The 17783-nt window shown below is 45.0% G+C and carries 14 protein-coding genes and 1 pseudogene; 1 reads left to right on the top strand and 14 read right to left on the bottom strand.

Translation table 11 applies throughout. The features are described 5' to 3' along the window. Positions 1-2 precede the first annotated feature (2 nt). The 14 genes and pseudogenes from rpe to CRO17_RS05970 form a co-directional block, all read right to left on the bottom strand. A complete protein-coding gene (rpe, locus tag CRO17_RS06035; RefSeq protein ID WP_097040357.1) occupies positions 3-656 on the bottom strand; it encodes a ribulose-phosphate 3-epimerase in 654 nt (217 codons plus the stop codon). Positions 657-658: 2 nt separating this feature from the next. Next, positions 659-1543: a ribosome small subunit-dependent GTPase A gene (gene rsgA / locus CRO17_RS06030; RefSeq protein ID WP_097040354.1), complete on the bottom strand. Its 885-nt coding sequence runs from the start codon at positions 1541-1543 to the stop codon at positions 659-661. Continuing rightward, positions 1544-3553, bottom strand: coding sequence for a Stk1 family PASTA domain-containing Ser/Thr kinase (gene pknB / locus CRO17_RS06025; protein WP_097040353.1), 2010 nt, complete (start codon positions 3551-3553; stop codon positions 1544-1546). A 1-nt stretch (position 3554) separates the two neighbouring features. Further along, the gene (locus CRO17_RS06020) at positions 3555-4310 is read right to left on the bottom strand and encodes a Stp1/IreP family PP2C-type Ser/Thr phosphatase (protein WP_097040351.1); all 756 of its coding nucleotides are present in this window, start codon (positions 4308-4310) and stop codon (positions 3555-3557) included. 60 nt (positions 4311-4370) lie between these two features. Next, the gene (rsmB, locus tag CRO17_RS06015) at positions 4371-5714 is read right to left on the bottom strand and encodes a 16S rRNA (cytosine(967)-C(5))-methyltransferase RsmB (protein ID WP_097040349.1); all 1344 of its coding nucleotides are present in this window, start codon (positions 5712-5714) and stop codon (positions 4371-4373) included. Then, positions 5701-6651, bottom strand: a complete 951-nt coding sequence (fmt, locus tag CRO17_RS06010) for a methionyl-tRNA formyltransferase (RefSeq protein WP_097040347.1) — start codon at positions 6649-6651, stop codon at positions 5701-5703. Before fmt ends, rsmB begins: the two co-directional genes overlap by 14 nt. Positions 6652-6669: 18 nt before the next feature. Continuing rightward, positions 6670-9072 (bottom strand): primosomal protein N', encoded by a 2403-nt coding sequence (gene priA, locus CRO17_RS06005; RefSeq protein WP_097040346.1) that lies wholly within the window; start codon positions 9070-9072, stop codon positions 6670-6672. After that, a complete protein-coding gene (gene coaBC / locus CRO17_RS06000; RefSeq protein WP_097040344.1) occupies positions 9069-10277 on the bottom strand; it encodes a bifunctional phosphopantothenoylcysteine decarboxylase/phosphopantothenate--cysteine ligase CoaBC in 1209 nt (402 codons plus the stop codon). Before coaBC ends, priA begins: the two co-directional genes overlap by 4 nt. 98 nt (positions 10278-10375) lie before the next feature. Further along, positions 10376-10570, bottom strand: coding sequence for a DNA-directed RNA polymerase subunit omega (gene rpoZ / locus CRO17_RS05995; protein ID WP_097041916.1), 195 nt, complete (start codon positions 10568-10570; stop codon positions 10376-10378). 4 nt (positions 10571-10574) lie between these two features. Continuing rightward, positions 10575-11189, bottom strand: coding sequence for a guanylate kinase (gene gmk, locus CRO17_RS05990; protein ID WP_097040342.1), 615 nt, complete (start codon positions 11187-11189; stop codon positions 10575-10577). A gap of 14 nt (positions 11190-11203) precedes the next feature. Further along, positions 11204-11464, bottom strand: a complete 261-nt coding sequence (remA, locus tag CRO17_RS05985; protein WP_038560050.1) for an extracellular matrix/biofilm regulator RemA — start codon at positions 11462-11464, stop codon at positions 11204-11206. 164 nt (positions 11465-11628) lie between these two features. Beyond that, positions 11629-12507, bottom strand: coding sequence for a YicC/YloC family endoribonuclease (locus CRO17_RS05980; RefSeq protein WP_097040340.1), 879 nt, complete (start codon positions 12505-12507; stop codon positions 11629-11631). A 149-nt stretch (positions 12508-12656) separates the two neighbouring features. Beyond that, positions 12657-12773: pseudogene (locus CRO17_RS18015) on the bottom strand (NUDIX hydrolase); the annotation flags it as partial. Positions 12774-13164: 391 nt separating this feature from the next. Continuing rightward, complete coding sequence (locus CRO17_RS05970; RefSeq protein WP_097040337.1) at positions 13165-15813, bottom strand: cation-translocating P-type ATPase; 2649 nt, start codon at positions 15811-15813, stop codon at positions 13165-13167. An 88-nt stretch (positions 15814-15901) separates the two neighbouring features. Here CRO17_RS05970 and CRO17_RS05965 point away from each other — a divergent pair, with 88 nt between their 5' ends. Beyond that, positions 15902-17608, top strand: a complete 1707-nt coding sequence (locus tag CRO17_RS05965) for an Rqc2 family fibronectin-binding protein (protein ID WP_097040336.1) — start codon at positions 15902-15904, stop codon at positions 17606-17608. The last annotated feature ends 175 nt before the right edge of the window (positions 17609-17783 follow it).

Genomic DNA, 17783 nt, shown 5'->3' with positions numbered 1-17783 from the left:
TCTTATTCAGCCGCTTCCCGAATTGCTGCAATCGCTGCTGCTCTGTCTTCTTTGCCATAAACAGCACTGCCTGCAACTAATACATCCGCTCCGGCATCTGTACATAATTTTGCTGTTTCTGCGTTCACACCGCCGTCAATTTCAATTTCGAAATCAAGCTCCAAGGCTGCGCGGAGCCGGGAAAGCTCCTCCACTTTCTTCAATACAGACGAAATGAACTTCTGTCCTCCAAAGCCTGGATTAACTGTCATCAAGAGAACCATATCTAATTCTGGAAGTATTTCTTCAATCAAACTGACAGGTGTCGCAGGATTTAAGACAACACCTGCTTTCACGCCTTGTTCTTTGATTAACATAATCGTACGGTGAAGGTGGATACAAGCTTCTTGATGCACAGTAATAATATCAGCGCCTGCTTTTGCGAATGTTTCGATATAGCTGTCTGGATTTTCAATCATCAGGTGAACATCAAGAGGCAGCTTTGTTACCGGACGGATTGCTTCGACAATCAGCGGTCCGATGGTAATGTTCGGTACAAAATGACCATCCATAACATCTACATGGATATAATCTGCTCCGCCTTTTTCCACATCTTTAATTTCATTTCCTAAACTTGCAAAATCAGCTGAAAGAATTGATGGTGCGATTTTTGTCATCGTTAATACCTCGGCTTTCTTGATTTGATTTCTTCCAGGAATTGCAAATAATGCGTATAGCGATATTCTGGTATATCCCCATCTTCTACCGCTTGCTTCACTGCACATTTCGGTTCCCGGTGATGCATACAGCCTCGAAATTTACAGCCTTCCTCTCGTTCTCTGAATTCCGGAAAACAAGAAGGAAGCTCTTCAGATTCAATCTCGGTAAATTCAAGCGAACTAAATCCAGGCGTGTCAGCAACAAGTCCGCCACCGATTGGGATAAGCTCCACATGCCTTGTCGTATGACGCCCGCGACCCAGACTTTCGGAAATTTCTTTGGTTTCCAATTCCAAGCGCGGATCAATTGCATTCAGCATGGAAGACTTTCCGACACCTGACTGTCCGGCAATAACCGATATTTTGTCTTTCATATGATGTTTCACTTGTTCCAGATTCGTTTCTTCTTTTGACGATAACATCTCGACAGGATAGCCGATTTTTTCATAATCCTGCTTAAAAGTCTCTAGTTTTGCAAGCTCGTCCTCTGACAGCATATCAATCTTCGTAATAAAAATAACCGGGTCAATATGCTTGGATTCCACCAATACAAGAAAGCGGTCCAGCAGTACTGTACTGAAATCAGGCTGTGCAGCAGAAGTCACGATAATTGCTTGATCAATATTGGCAATTGGAGGCCTTACAAGTTCATTCTTGCGCGGCCGTACATCATGCACATAGCCTTCCAGTTTCGTTTCTGCTTCGAATTCTACTTCATCTCCAACTAAAGGTGTGATTTTCTGTTTACGGAAAACGCCTCTGCCGCGGCATTGGTAGGTTTCTCCTTCTGCTGTAAGCACATAATAAAAACCGCTCAGTGCTTTCATAATCTTTCCTGCTGGCATCTATTCACCTTCCCTGTCTTCATACGGTACCGTTTCTTCTAAATATACTTCATCATCACGCATCACCCGGTACTCGGCTTCTCCGCCTGCTGGAATACTTAAACGGAGCGTTACTTCTTCGTCTGCCGTGATCGACCGCTCGTCATAAAGTTCCGTTATATCGTGATCTGCATCCCCGACATAAATCCGCACCTGCTGCGCCACCGGCTCCTGCTCTTCTGCTGTTGCTTCACCTGCCCCATCCCCTGTTTCAGGTTCAGGTTCAGCTGGCTTGTACGGCACAGTAAATGTCACAGTATGCGTTGCAGGCGGCAGGTTTTCCGGTCCAGTAGAGACATATACATCCACACTGCCATTTTCTTCGACAGAATTCCCAGCAGCCGGCTCTTGGCGGATGACAACTCCTTTTTCTACTTCATCAGATGGCTGCTCAATGAAGCTGCCATTCAGATTGTTTTTATCCAAATAGGATTGTGCCTCATCTTCTGTCATTCCGGAAAGATCCGTCAGCGTGACAGCTTCCGGCCCTTTGCTCACTTCAAAGATGACAGTGGTGTCCTCTGGCACTACCCCTGTGCCCGCTTGCGGCTGAATCTGCGAGATGATGGTTCCTTCTGGTTCATCTGAAAATTCCTCGTAGGAGCGGACATTTTTGTAGCCTTTATCTTCTAACAATTTTTCTACTTGAGAAAATGACTTTCCCTCGTAATCCGGGAAATCTTCTTTTTCCTTCCCGATGCTCGTATAAATGGTGACCTTAGATCCCTCTTTAATTTTGTTCCCCGCAGTAGGATCTGTCTTCACAACATTTCCTTCTTCAATCGTATCTGATGCTGTTACTTCCCGCTTCACACGCAAATCCAAATCCGATAATCTGTCTACAGCATCTGCATAGGGCTGGTCTGTTACATCGACCATTGTAACTTCCTTTGGCGTCATTGCGAAGACCACGCCAACTCCTACTGCAGCTAGTGCTAGCAGAATCACGATAACCCAAAGAAAAACTTTCCAGCGCTTCTTCTTCTTCGGCTTTTGTTCTTCTGTTTGAATCGGCGGATTGGTATTTCCATTATGAACAATCGTATCTGCTAAGGAAGCTTTGTTCAGATCATTTTCGGTAATAATCGGAATTGCTTTCGTCGTATCCCCGTCTTCTTTTGGCGGCTCAAAACGCATTTCGTCAGCCCGGCTCGGCTCCAGGCAAGTTTCCAGATCCGACTCCATATCATACGTGCTTATATAACGATAAAAAGGATCCTTCGTTGTTGACTTCAGCACAATGTTTTCGACACTTTGCGGAATATCCCCAGCCCAGCGTCTGACAGATGGCGTTTCATTTTGCAGATGCTTTAAGGCAATACTCACTGCAGATTCACCAGAAAAAGGCAAACGCCCAGTCAGCAGCTCAAACATTACAATCCCAAGTGAATAAATGTCCGATTTCTTCGTTGCTATGCCGCCTCTAGCTTGTTCCGGCGACAAATAATGCACAGATCCTAGCATTGCATTTGTCTGTGTTAAGGAAGTCGCACTCAGCGCGGTCGCAATGCCGAAATCGGTCACTTTCACTTTACCGTAATTGTCAATCAGGATGTTTTGAGGTTTTATATCCCGATGAACAATCCCGTTTGCATGGGCATGTGAGATAGCAGAAGTAACTTGTTTCATAATATCAACCGTATCAGGTACCACAACAGGCCCATGCGCCTGTATGTATTGCTTCAGCGTCATACCGCTGACATATTCCATGACCATATAGTAAATGCCATCCTCGTCACCTACGTCAAATATGGTTACGATGTTTTGATGAGAAAGACTGGTTGCTGCGTGTGCCTCCCGATGAAACCTGGCAATAAACTCATCATCATTTGCGTACTCCAGCTTTAAGACTTTAATGGCTACTTCGCGGTCCAAAATAATATCCTGGCCCAGGTAGACATTCGCCATACCGCCACCGCCGATCAGGCGGTGAATTTCATACCGCTCATTCAGCGTACGTCCTTCCAGCATGCTATGCCCCCTCTCGGACTGGTGCATCCGCCAAATCAGCAATTATTAAGGAGATATTATCCTCCCCGCCGCGATCATTAGCGACAGACACAAGCTGAGAAGCGATTTTCTCAATATCTTCTTCCGATGTGATGTATTGTAATAACTCCTGTTTGTCCAGTTTGTTTGATAAACCATCGGAGCATAGCAGCAGACGATCACCGGCATCCCACGTAATAGAGAGCACATCCATCTCTACATTCTGATCTGTACCAAGTGCGCGGAGCAGGACATTTTTCCTCGGATGGTTTTCCGCGTCTTGTTCGGTAATCTGTCCGGACCGGACGAGCTCATTGACAAGCGAATGATCCTCCGTTACTTGCTTGAATCCTTCTTCATTCAGCAAATAGCAGCGACTATCTCCAATATGTGCAATCGTAACGAAATTATCTGTGCACAGGGCGGCGACAATTGTTGTACCCATCCCGTTCAGCTCGTCGTTTTGACGGGATTCTTCAAAGACATGCGAATTGATTTCTTTGATGGCTTGTTGAATCGCTTCTTCCGCTTCCAGCGGAGATTTAAACGCACTTGCGCTCGTCCACCACTGTCGTAAATGTGATATAACCAGCTCACTGGCAACATCGCCTGCTTTATGCCCGCCCATACCATCGGCAATGACAGCTAAATGCTGCGCATGGGCATTCGAGAATACTCCGCCCGCATCTTCGTTATGACTTCTGATTTGGCCTCGGTCGGTAATGAAATAACCTCTCACGCTACTCACCTCATCTATATGCAGTCTGTTTGCTGCTCCAAATTTATCCTACCACATTTTTCACGCTTTTCTAACAAGACGTACAAGGAAAAAGCCATCTGTATCAAAATCTTGCGGGAATATTTGTAAGCCATTTGAACTTAGACCAGGCGCATCCTGTACCGCTTTCGGTAATTCCTGCTGAAAATCGGGATCAACTTCAAAGTCCGGATGCTCGGCAAGGAAGGTTTGTACCACTTGCTCGTTTTCTGCTTTGTCAACTGTACACGTACTATAAACAAGCTTTCCGCCGACTTTTAGAAGCGGCGCAACATCATGCATCAGTTCAGCCTGGATGGAAGCAAGCGACAAGACATCTTGCTCTGATTTGTGATACTTAATATCTGGTTTTCCGCGTAAAACACCAAGTCCGGAACAAGGCGCATCAAGCAGAATACGGTCAAACGTCTCCGGTGCATGTGTCTCTTGCAAATTTCGAGCATCAGCTTGGTTGGCTTCAATGATGGTAAGCTTCAGTTTCTCAGCTTTCTGACTCACCTGCTTTGCTTTCTTCGCATGCAAATCATAAGCAAGAAGTTTCCCTTCGTTCTTCATCGTTTCCGCAATATGCGTCGTTTTACCGCCAGGTGCGCTGCACGCATCCAATACGGTCATCCCAGGTGCAGCATCTACCATTTGACCAGCGAGCATACTTGTTTGATCTTGTATCGTTACTTGGTTAGACAAGAACAGATCGCTTTTCAGGATATTCCCTTTTTCGATTATGATTCCTTGTGGATTAATAGCCGAAGCACGCACTGTAAAGCCTTGTGAGGTTAGCTCTTCCATTGCAGTTTCGCGCGTTGTCAGCATAGGCTGAACACGGACACTAATTGGCTTTTCAACTTGATTGACGGCGCACATTTCCCGAGCCGTTGTTTCGCCGTAATGAGAAATCCAACGCTCCACAAGCCATTTCGGATGGCTTGTCTCCAAGGAAATGCGCTCAGCAGGATCTTGTATATTATCCAAATTCGGGAATCCTTTTCGCTGCACATTGCGCAGGACAGCATTAACAAGGGAGGCAATTCCTTTATGACCGCGCTGTTTGGCAATTTCTACCGATTCATGAATAACCGCATGGTCAGGCACACGATCTAATACGTACATCTGATAAAAGGCAGACAAAAGCAGCCAGCGTGCCCAGTTTTCTAATTTCTTGTTAACAAATTGACGCAGAAAGTATTCAAGCGTCAATTTATACGATAAAGTTCCGTAAACGATTTCGGTTAACAGCGCCGTATCCCTGCTGTCAAAACCTTTCGTTTGAATTGTCTTATCAAGCAGCAGATGGCTGTAGCCTCCTTGATCCCCAATGCGGGAAAGCAGGGTAACTGCCGTATCACGTAATTCATACTTCTTCATTCTGGCCCAACCTTTCTCCAGCTTGCATATCTTTACCTACACCGCGCAGGAAATCTGCTGCTGTCATTTGTTTCTTTCCTGCTGGCTGAACTTGTGTTAATTTAACAGCCGTGTTTTCAGCACAGATGACAACAATACCATCTGGCTCACAAGCTGCGACTTGTCCAGGTTCTCCTTCGTATGTTTGATCAAGCAATTCACTCCACCAAATTTTAAATGGCTTGCCTTGGTATGTGGTAAATGCTACCGGCCAAGGGTGCATGCCGCGAATATGATTGAAAACCTCCCAATTCGAACGATTCCAATCAATTACTTCCTGTTCCCGCTTAATTGTTGGCGCAAAGGTAACTTTTGTTTCGTCCTGCTGAATAGGGTTTATCGAATTGGCGAAAATGTCGGGCAGAATATCATGCACCATCTCTGCTCCTAATACAGCTAATTTATCATGCATCGTGCCGACGTGATCTTCCATTGTAATCGGTACAGAACGCTGCAGCAGCATATCGCCTGCATCTAATTTTTCTACCATATACATAATTGTCACGCCTGTCTCTGCTTTTCCTTGCTGAATAGCATAGTGAATCGGCGCTCCGCCGCGCAGTTCCGGCAATAGTGATGCGTGCACATTGATGCAGCCGTATTTTGGATATTCAAGCAGCTCTTTGGGCAAAATCTGCCCAAACGCAGCTGTCACAATTAAATCCGGCTCATAAGAGAAAATTTCTTCATAGCTTTCTTTAATTTTTTCCGGCTGGTAAACCGGAATTCCGTGCTTTAATGCTTCCTCTTTAACAGGGGAGCTGGTTAGAACTCTTTTGCGGCCTTTCGGTCGATCTGGCTGCGTGACAACCAGGACTACCTCGCAATCCTCTTCTGTCAGTTGTTTTAGTGATGGTACAGCAAAATCAGGTGTACCCATGAATACAATTCGTTTCATTTAAAAATAACTCCTTTCTTACATGAGCGAATACGGCTGTAAATCAACATGTATTTGCAAATCTTCTTTTTTCCGTGCGTCTTCGTAATAATGGAGAATTCTCCGGATTACATCACGAAGGTTCGGTTCGTTTTTGTATTTTATCATGCACTGGAAGCGATATCTATCTTTGATACGCGCCAGTGGAGATGGAGTAGGCCCTAAAATTCTTACTTGGTCAGACAAATGCTTCTGCAGCAGCTGGACGATTGTCTGTGTTGTCTGCATAGCTTTTACCTGGTTTTGGTGGCTGATTGTCAGCAGCGCTAAGTAATAATAAGGCGGATACTGAAACACCCTGCGCGTTTGCATTTCCGTCTGGAAAAACGGCCGGTAATCGCCTGAGGCTGCAAGCTCTACACTGTAGTGCTCCGGTGAGTATGTCTGAATGATTACTTCTCCTGGAAGCGCATGTCTGCCAGCACGTCCGCTCACCTGGGTGAGCAGCTGGAACGTTTTCTCCGCAGCGCGAAAATCAGGCAAATGCAGCATGGAATCAGCCGCTAAAACACCAACCAGCGTCACGCGTTCAAAATCCAAGCCCTTTGCGATCATTTGTGTACCCAGCAAAATATCAGCTTCTCCTCTTCCAAATGCGCCGAGCAGTTTTTCGTGGGAGCCTTTCCTTCTTGTCGTATCCACATCCATCCGAATGACACGCGCTTCCGGCAGAAGCTGTGTTAACGTTTCTTCTACTTTTTGAGTTCCTGTACCAAAATAACGGATTGTATCGCTTTCGCAGGATGGACAAAAATGGGGAACAGGTTCTTCATAACCGCAATAATGGCATTTGAGCTGCTCACTGCTGCGATGATACGTCAGCGTAATATCGCAGTGCGGACATTCAACTGTATGACCGCAATCGCGGCACATAACAAAGGTGCTATAACCACGTCGATTCAAGAACAGCACTGTTTGTTCCTTCTTACAAATTCGTTCTTTCATCTGATCCAGCAGCTCGCGAGAAAAGATGGACCTGTTCCCTGCATGCAGTTCATCACGCATATCGATGATTTGATAATCCGGCATACTTGCATCGTTGACACGCTCAGGAAGTTCGAGCATTTGGTAGACACCTTTTTCCGCTCTGGCGTATGACTCAAGTGAAGGTGTTGCACTGCCAAGTACAATAGGAGCGTGGTGATACTTGCCGCGGAAAATGGCAATATCTCGAGCATGATATTTGGGATGATCTTCTTGCTTGTAACTTGTTTCATGCTCTTCATCAATAATGATAATGCCCAAATTCTCAAATGGCGCAAAGATTGCCGATCTGGCTCCGACAGCGACTTTCACTTGCTTGCGCTGAATCTTACGCCACTCATCATATTTCTCACCCGCTGACAACGCGCTGTGCAGCACGGCAACATCAGAGCCAAACCGCCCTTTAAAACGATTTACAGTCTGCGGCGTGAGGGCAATTTCAGGTACAAGTACAATCGCTTCTTGCCCTTTGTCCAGGACCTGCTGGATTGCCTGTAAGTACACTTCCGTTTTGCCGCTTCCGGTAACACCATGCAAAAGAAAAACATCATGCTTTTCAGTTAAAATGCTCTTCAATATTGGCTGGAGTGCTCGGGCTTGCGAATCTGACAATTCCAATGGCTTTGTTGGCTCTATTTTTCTATCTTCATACGGGTCACGCATTATCTCTTTATCATAAGCCTGCAGGATACCTGCATCGAGTAGCGGCTTTAAAGTGGAAGCAGTCGTCTGATAAATCGATAACAGCTGCTTTTGCGCTACCGGCCCAGGCTCTTCGATGAAATGTTCTAATAGCGCTCTTTGCTTCATTGCCCGCGGATTTACGTTACTAAGCTCCGCTTGCAGCTCTTCGGTCGTCTGCTTTGTATCAAGCATGCGGACTGTTTTTTTTGTTTCCTTAGAGTTAACCTGATAGCGAAGCTCCACCTGACCTGCTTTGATAGCTTGCTGCAGCATCGCAAAAGAGACGCCGCTTTGCTCAAATTGTTCAAATAAAGCAGTGTTATCCTTTGAGAATACGGACTGCAACTCGTCTGGTATGTCTCCAGTCCGAACAAGTATTTTCTTATATGTTGCCTTCATCGCTTGCGGCAGCATTGCTTGCAGGGCAGTGATATGGAAGCTCAATGTTTGTTCGCCCATCCATACACCTAAATCGAGCAATTCCGGAGTCAGTGCTGGAAGCAAGTCCATTGTTTCCTGTATTTCCTTTAACTTGTCCACTTCGGTTCTATTGCTGATTTGCAAAACAAATCCCATGATACGACGGTTGCCAAATGGAACAATTACACGCATCCCCGGCTGCAGGACATCCATCAGCTTTGCTGGAATCAGATAGTCATAGACGCGATCGGTCTGACTAGCCGGGACGTCCACAACAACCTTCGCGATATTCATACTTCATCTGCCTCCATGTCGGCCAAAATTTCATTTAGAATTTGATGGGCAATTTGCTGCTTCGTGTTGGAAGGAAAATGCTGATTCTTTCCTTCCTTGTTGAGATACGTAATTTCATTGGTATCCGATTGGAATCCGGCACCGTCTTTTCCTACTGTATTGACACAAATTGCGTCCAAGTGCTTTCGCTCCAGTTTTCCAAGGCCATAAGCAATTGCATCATCTGTCTCTGCGGCAAACCCGACAAGGAACTGATGCTGTTTCCGCTGACCAAGTGTAAACAGAATGTCTGTTGTCCGTTCCATCTCTATAATCAGATTGCCAGCTTGCTTCTTCATTTTTTTGTCCGAAGTCTGAACGGGACGATAATCGGCAACCGCTGCCGATTTAATGACTATGTCTTGCTCATCATATACAGACAGCACTGCCTGCAGCATATCTTCAGCACTGACAACATCTACTCTCTTCACACCGGCTGGCGCTGCCAGCTGCGTAGGACCACTTATTAACGTAACGGAAGCTCCTCGTTTGGCGGCAGCTTCCGCTAAGCTATAGCCCATTTTGCCGGACGAATGGTTGGTAAAGAAACGAACAGGATCAACTGTCTCCTGTGTCGGACCAGCAGTCACCAATACCCGCTTCCCAGCAAGATCTTGTGCTTGTTCTGATTGTTCTTCCAAGATCCGAATGATTGATTCCGGCTCCTCTAATCGTCCTTTTCCAACATATCCGCAAGCAAGATAGCCAGCTTCCGGCTCGATAAAACGATATCCCCATGCATCGAGCTGCTGCATATTACGAATCACAGCAGGATGGGCATACATATGTACATTCATAGCTGGAGCAATATAAACTGGTGCCTCTGTTGCAAGCAATGTTGTGGTGAGCATCTCATCTGCGATACCACCGGCAATTTTGCCAATCAAATTAGCTGTAGCCGGGGCAAGCAAGAACAAATCTGCTTTGTCTGCCAAATCAATGTGAGCGATTTTTTCCGGATGCTTTTCGTCAAATGTATCTGTATAAACAGGGTTGCGGGATAATGCCTGAAACGTGAGCGGCGACACGAATTCTGCTGCATGCTGCGTCATAATAACGTGAACATCGGCACCTTTTTGTGTTAATTTGCTTGTCAGCGCACACGCTTTATAAGCCGCGATTCCGCCGGAAACCCCTAGACAAATCGTCTTGCCAGCTAAATTCATTACGTTTTCCCCTCCTGATCACAATAAGAAAGAAACCCCCGCTTGGTCTTCACCAACGCGAGGGCATCTCAATCGGATGCGCCTGGCATCCTCACCGTTTATTCTTCTGTGAATTCCAATAGATCAGCTTGAATCTCTTCAAGTGCGATACCAACGCATTTATGCGATTTCGGATTCGCGATCTTCGTCGTTTTCGTAACCTGCATCTGACGGGCACGCTGTGATGATAACGTAACCAGTGTGTATTTAGAGTTGATTTTTTCCTGTAGTGCGTCAATAGACGGTTCCAACATCATATTAGTTTACCTCCAATGCTTTCTTGTATTCTTTGGCAACACGCTCACGCTTGCAATGCTCACCTTGCACGATTGATTGAATCTTTGAAACAGCATGATCAAGCTGGTCATTCACAACCACGTAATCATATGCATCCATCATCTCAATCTCATCGCGGGCTGCATTCAATCGGTTTTTCACCAAATCTGGTGTTTCCGTGCCGCGGCCGACAATACGATTTTTTAATTCCTCTAGACTTGGCGGGATAAGGAAAATGAAAACACCTTGCGGGAAGTTCTCTTTCACTTGCAATGCTCCTTGTACTTCAATCTCCAAGAAGACATCGTGACCCGCTTCTAAGGTTTCTTCTACATAATCACGCGGTGTGCCGTAATAATTGTCGACATAGCTCGCGTACTCCAAAAGCTTATTCTGCGTAATCAAACGCTCGAATTCTTCCTTTGATTTATAGAAATAGTCTACACCATCTTGTTCTCCCGGACGCATATTACGAGTCGTCATGCTGATCGAGTAACGCAAATGTGTATCCTGTTCAAATAATGCCTTTCTTACCGTCCCTTTCCCGACACCTGATGGGCCGGACAGGATGAAAAGAATTCCTTTCTGTTCAATCATGTGCTTCCTCCTAGCTATTCCTCAGATAGTTCATCGTCACGCAGGACACGCTGCCCTACTGTTTCCGGCTGCACTGCTGAAAGAATGACGTGATCACTATCCGTGATGATGACAGCTCTTGTTCGCCTTCCGTAAGTAGCATCCACCAGTTTGTTTGCATCACGTGCAACCGTAATGATTCTTTTGATGGGAGCCGATTCAGGAGAAACTATTGAGATTATTCTGGTTGCGGAAACGACATTCCCGAAACCGATGTTAATCAATCGTAAGCTCATCTTGCTTCTCCCCCTTGCTGTACTGCTCTGTTGAACGGCATTCAAAAATTTCGATAATGTATGTAAACCGCTCTGCATATGAAAGGATTTATCATCATTATACCTTTATCATCAAATAAACTATATCTTATACATTATAATTATACTTATTAATAAACTCAACACTATTCTATATTTTGCACTTGCTCTTTTATTTTCTCCAGTTCCGATTTCATGCTGACAACGATCACACTAATAGAAGCATCTGTTGATTTAGAACCAATTGTGTTTGCTTCCCGCTGCATTTCCTGCAAAATAAAATCGCAGGTTCTCCCAATCGGGCCTTCTTTATCTAAATTATGGAGCAGCTGTTTTACATGACTTTCTAACCGGATAATTTCTTCCGTAATGTCACCTTTTTCAGCTAGTAAGGCTATTTCCTGATACAAGCGGCTGTTTTCCGGAAGCCCTCCGTCCACATAATGATTGATCCGCTCTTCCACCCGGTTTTTATAGGCCTGCATAACTTGCGGACGCAACACCTTAAGCTCCTGCAGCATCGATTGTAATCCGGCTATTCGGTTTCGGATATCTTTCGCGAGTGCTGCTCCTTCAGCTGATCGCATCTCAATAAACAATTGCAGCGCACCTTGCAGCGCCTCACTGATCAAATCAGGCAGTTCTGTCAGCTCCGGCTGTTTTTCTTCCAGCAAGATGTCGGACGATTGAGAAAGCAGTATATCAATTGTAATATCCCCACGCATTCCGAAAGCATTTCGTATTGCTTTCAGCTTATCCATATATGTCTCGGCTAATTCCCAATCAATGGAGATTTCCCTGTTACGCAATCCTTCCCCATCAATATCTACCGTTAGTTCAAGCTTTCCTCTGCTGACAACCTGCTGCAGCTGATCTTTAAGACTCGGTTCCAAGGAGGAAGCCATTTTCGGAAGCTTATATTTAATGTCTAAGTATCTGGAATTGACACTCTTTAGCTCTGCTGTGACGGTAAGGCTGTTTCCTGAAGCCGTACTTCTGCCATAACCTGTCATACTTTTTGTCAAGAAAACCCCTCCGGTTTAGTGGTAGTTCTAGTTTATCAAATGTAATGGCGTTTGTCGTGTTTGAAGGATGGGGGTGGGAAGATTATAAAACAAAGCAGACTCGTATAGAATTGTTTACCACAATACATTGTTTGCGCACTTTATCTTCTTTACCTAATAAAAATCTCCCGGTCGTTTAGATAATCTTTTAAAGAGTCTTCGTGCTGTTTATTAACCAAAGCAGGTACTTTATCAAGCGGAAAGAACTTTAATTCCAATGTTTCCTCTTCTTCCGTGTTCAATGATCCAACTTTAGGTTGTAATTTGTTACTATGATTTGAGCAATCACCGCTTGGGTACTCATCGAAGTATTTCGTATAGATCCCTACTAATCTATTTACTTTAACATCTAATCCAGTTATCAATTTATCCGGTTGCTCTAGTGTTGTATTTATTAATTCGTTGTTCATAGGTCTTTTGAAAATTTAAGCACCATGTTATACCATCTCAGCTGCTTTTATATTACCACGCTCTTCCCCTGTAGATAAAAGCAGCTTCACTCTAACTAAACTGCCTTGAAAGTAAACCGTTTTAATAAAGTTCAATTTCTTTTTCACAAATATACATATAAAAATCCGAACTATGTCATCATAGCTCGGATCTTCATTAAATACGTATCTATTTTTTCATAAACCCAAAAAGCACAGTCGGCACAGCACTCAGCCCCATAATCAGCAGCCAGTCACGAAGCAGTAAATCTGTTGTATGGAAAATTGGCTGCAGCGGTGTTATATAAATAACAGCGAGCAGGAGAATCATCGATATGAGAACGGCACCGATGAGCCAGATGTTGCCGAGCGGATTGCGGGCAAATACTGATTTTTCGCTGCGGCAGTCAAATACGTGAATGAGCTGGGCCATTACGAGTGTCGTAAATGCTGTTGTTTGGGCGTAAATGAGATTGTCTGGATCACCTTGGTACATGAGCATGAAAGCAATGATGGTGACCGAGCCTATCAGGATACCGCGTGTGACGATTTTTGTTCCTAGTCCGCGGGCAAATACGCCTTCATTCGGATGACGCGGCTTCTGTTTCATTACTTCATCTTCTGCTTTGTCCATTCCTAAAGCGATGGCTGGCAGTCCATCGGTCACCAAGTTCACCCAAAGAATTTGGATTGGCACGAGCGGCATAGGCAGGGCTAGAATCATGGCAAACAGCATGACGAGTATTTCGCCGACATTCGAGGCTAGCAAGTAACGGACAAACTTACGGATATTTGAATATATAGTTCTGCCTTCTTTAATTGCTGCTTTAATTGTGGCAAAGTTATCGTCCATTAACACAAGTCCACTTGCCTCTTTGGCAACATCTGTGCCTGTGATGCCCATGCTGATGCCAATATCACTTGCTTTGATAGCTGGCGCATCATTCACACCATCGCCTGTCATGGCAACAATATGCCCAACATGCTGCAACGCTTGTACAATTCGCAGCTTATGCTCTGGGGTAACACGCGCAAAGACATACATGCTATCTACTTCGGTACGCAACTCTTCGTCGGACATACGATCCAGATCTTTTCCTTCTACTACTTTTCCGCCGGCTGGAAGGATATGGAGCATCTTGGCGATGGCTGCTGCCGTCTTCACATGATCACCAGTTATCATAACCGTCTTAATGCCAGCTTTTCGGCAATCAATGATGGCATCCTTCGCTTCTTGGCGTGGTGGATCAATCAAACCATTCAGCCCGATGAATGTCATGTTCTGTTCTAACTCTTCTTCTTTCGGTTCATATCCGGCTGGAAATTCGCGAATACAAACCGCAATTGTGCGCAGTGCTTTCGCTGCCATCTGATCGACGGCTTCGTACAACACTTTTTTGTCTTTTGCAGCAAGCGGCTTCTTATCGGTACCAACTTCTTCATAAACAGCTTTATCAATTAAAACATCCGGCGCTCCCTTGGTTATTGCGACCAGCTTTCCTTCAGGCGTTCGGATGAGTACGGTCATGCGCTTCCGTTTACTATCGAAAGGCACTTCATGCACAAATTCATAATCTGTCAGTTTGTCAGCATCCAGACCTGCTTTTTTTCCGGCAACAACGAGCGCCCCCTCCGTCGGATCACCGTCAATGAGCCAACGCTTCTTCTTACGAATCATTTTTGCGTGACTAGCAAGAACACCGTAGCGAAGAAAGCGAATGAGTGCCTTATCATTTGATTCTTTTCCACCTCGGTAAAATCCGCCAGATGGATCATATCCGCTGCCGGTTACCGTATAGCTGTTTCCGCTTAAGAATATCTCTTTTACTGTCATTTGGTTTTCTGTCAATGTTCCAGTTTTATCCGAACAAATGACGGTTGCTGAGCCGAGCGTTTCGACAGCTGACAGTCTTCTGACGATGGCTTTTTGCTTGATCATGCGCTGCACGCCGAGAGAAAGCGCGACGGTTACGATAGCCGGAAGACCTTCTGGTATAACAGCAACTGCAAGCGACACACCAGCAAGCAGCATGTCATAAAGCGGATTGCCTCGATAAACACCGGCAAGGACTGTTAACGCCGTCAGAAGCAAAGCAATCACAATTAGTACTTTACCAAGCTTTTCTAATCTTTTTTCCAGCGGTGTTTGTTTGCGTTTTGTATCAATCAGCAGTTCTGCAATTTGTCCGACAGCTGTGTTGGAGCCGGTACCAATGACAATGCCCGTTCCATTTCCTCGAGTGACTAGGGAGCTCATAAAAGCAATATTCACTTGATCTTGCGGACCGAGCTGTTCTTTGTTCAACGGTTCTGTCATTTTAGCTACGGGCAGTGATTCGCCGGTAAGTGCGGATTCCTCTGTCTCCAGGCTGGTTACAGCAATTAAACGCAAGTCAGCAGGCACCCGATCCCCTGCTGTCAGCGAGACGATATCCCCCATGACCAGTTCCGCGGAAGACACTCTGCTCCATTGGCCGTCCCGCAGTACACGTGCCATTGGCGCATTTAACTCTTTTAACTTGCTGAGTGATTTCTCGGCATTTCTTTCTTGGAAGAATCCAATCAGCGCATTCAAAAAGACGATGAGCAAAATGGCGATGCTATCGATGTATTCACCTAGTATTCCTGATATAACAGTAGCAGCAAGAAGCACCAGAACCATGAAATCTTTGAATTGTCCAAGAAATAACGCCAGCTGAGATGCGCTTTTCTCTTCTTTCCATTCATTTCTTCCGTCCCGCTTCAGCCGCTGTGTAACTTCTTTTGTAGCCAGGCCTTTCTGTGGATCAGACCCTGTCTTCTTGGCTGTTTCCTCTGCAGAAAATTGATACCATCGCACGTTGCATACCTCCACCTCTTATTTCTAGTGTAAATGTATGCGTGCTTGTCCGATAAAATGCTATACTAGCAGAGAATGAGGTGAAACCATGGCATTTGATGGAATAGTAACAAGAGCGATGGCTAGAGAACTGGATAGCACATTATCAACTGGCCGACTGTCGAAAATATACCAGCCGACTGATACGGAGATCGTGCTTACCTTCCGCAGTCAAGGGAAGAATCACGCCCTATTACTATCGGCGCATCCTAGCTACGCACGGGTGCATATAACAGACGATACCTATCAAAACCCGCAAAATCCTCCGATGTTCTGCATGCTGCTCCGCAAGCATCTGGCAGGCGGTTTTTTGGAAAAAGTAGAGCAATATGAAAACGAGCGTATTATCCAGCTTACTTTTATTAGTAAAGATGAACTTGGTGACAAAACTTCCAAGCGCATCATCATGGAAGTAATGGGGAAACACAGCAATATTATGCTAGTAGATAATGAAACAGAAATGATTATCGACAGTATTAAGCACATCTCTTCCAGTGTGAACAGGCACCGTACGATTCTTCCAGGTCAAACGTACAAGCTGCCGCCAAGTCAGGAGAAATTGAATCCATTCACTCTGGATCCAGCGGAATTTGCTCGCAAGCTCGATTTCAACAGCGGCCGTATGCACAAGCAGATTTTAAACTTGCTGCAAGGTGTATCTCCTGCTTTAGCCGGCGAACTCGCGGAACAAGCTTATATGGGAGATAAAGAAGCATATGCAGCTGCGTTTTCCGCTTTCATTGATAAAATGAAGCAAGACAGCTACGAGCCAACATACTTCAAAGGAAAAAAAGAAGATTTCTATGTAATGGATTTACGCTCTATTGAAGGGACTCGTGAACATTACGATACGATGAGCGGACTCATTGATGCGTTTTATTCCGGGAAAGCAGAGCGCGACCGCGTGAAACAGCAAGCAGGTGACTTAATCCGTTTCTTGAAAAATGAACGGGAGAAGAATATCCGGAAGCTTACCATTCATGAGAATACGTTGAAAAAATCAGAAGAAGCGGATACGTACCAGCGAAATGGCGAGCTGCTGACAGCACATATGCACCAAATCAAGCAAGGTGACACCGAAGCTGTCGTCACGGATTATTATGATCCGGACCAAAGTCAGGTAAGTATTAAACTGAATCCAAACAAAACACCTAGCGAAAATGCACAAAGCTATTTCAAGCAATACAATAAATTGAAAAAGTCACGTACGATGGTGGAGCTGGAGTTAGAGAAAACAAATGCGGAAATCGATTATCTCGACCAGCTCGTGCAGCAAGTGGAAGGCGCCCGAGAGCAGGATGTCGAGGAGATTCGTGAGGAACTGCGTGAGCAAGGTTATTTGAAAGCAAAAACTCAGCAAAAGAAAAACAAAAAGCCGAACTTGCCTACACCTGAAACGTACACCTCAACTGACGGCACCACCATTCTTGTCGGACATAACAATAAACAGAATGAATACTTGACGACGAAGCTTGCACACAAACAAGATACATGGCTGCATACGAAGGATATTCCGGGATCACACGTCGTCATCCGATCAAGCGAACCTTCTGAGGAAACATTAGAAGAAGCAGCTAAATTGGCCGCTTGGTTTAGTAAATCAAGACTATCCTCATCTGTACCGGTAGATTATACACTTATACGACATGTCAAAAAGCCGAATGGCGCAAAGCCAGGTTTTGTAACATATGATCAGCAAAAAACATTGTATGTCACCCCTGAAGAAAGCTTAGTGAAAAAGTTAGCTGTGAAATAAAGCAGTTAACTGCAAGACACACAATATAATAGTGTTTTAGCAATATAAAATCCAAACGATGCTCCGTTTAAGCAGTGTCGTTTGGATTTTTTTTGCATCAACTGTATGTAGGCACCCGCTCCGGAAATACACTCCGCTTCCCTGCGCTAAACTGTTAAAGGAAACCTGTACTGAG

The organism is Terribacillus aidingensis, assembly GCF_900215625.1.
GTDB classification, from domain to species: Bacteria; Bacillota; Bacilli; order Bacillales; family Amphibacillaceae; genus Terribacillus; species Terribacillus aidingensis.
Note: the sequence above shows the minus strand (reverse complement) of the source record. Positions and strands in the feature narration are given on the sequence as shown.

Coding starts and splice junctions, on each gene's coding strand:
- coaBC (WP_097040344.1), bottom strand. CDS start 10,277: ATGAATTTAGCTGGCAAGACGATTTGTCTAGGGGTTTCCGGCGGAATC.
- fmt (WP_097040347.1), bottom strand. CDS start 6,651: ATGAAACGAATTGTATTCATGGGTACACCTGATTTTGCTGTACCATCA.
- rpoZ (WP_097041916.1), bottom strand. CDS start 10,570: ATGTTGGAACCGTCTATTGACGCACTACAGGAAAAAATCAACTCTAAA.
- rsmB (WP_097040349.1), bottom strand. CDS start 5,714: ATGAAGAAGTATGAATTACGTGATACGGCAGTTACCCTGCTTTCCCGC.
- rpe (WP_097040357.1), bottom strand. CDS start 656: ATGACAAAAATCGCACCATCAATTCTTTCAGCTGATTTTGCAAGTTTA.
- pknB (WP_097040353.1), bottom strand. CDS start 3,553: ATGCTGGAAGGACGTACGCTGAATGAGCGGTATGAAATTCACCGCCTG.
- priA (WP_097040346.1), bottom strand. CDS start 9,072: ATGAATATCGCGAAGGTTGTTGTGGACGTCCCGGCTAGTCAGACCGAT.
- rsgA (WP_097040354.1), bottom strand. CDS start 1,543: ATGCCAGCAGGAAAGATTATGAAAGCACTGAGCGGTTTTTATTATGTG.
- remA (WP_038560050.1), bottom strand. CDS start 11,464: ATGAGCTTACGATTGATTAACATCGGTTTCGGGAATGTCGTTTCCGCA.
- gmk (WP_097040342.1), bottom strand. CDS start 11,189: ATGATTGAACAGAAAGGAATTCTTTTCATCCTGTCCGGCCCATCAGGT.
- CRO17_RS05965 (WP_097040336.1), top strand. CDS start 15,902: ATGGCATTTGATGGAATAGTAACAAGAGCGATGGCTAGAGAACTGGAT.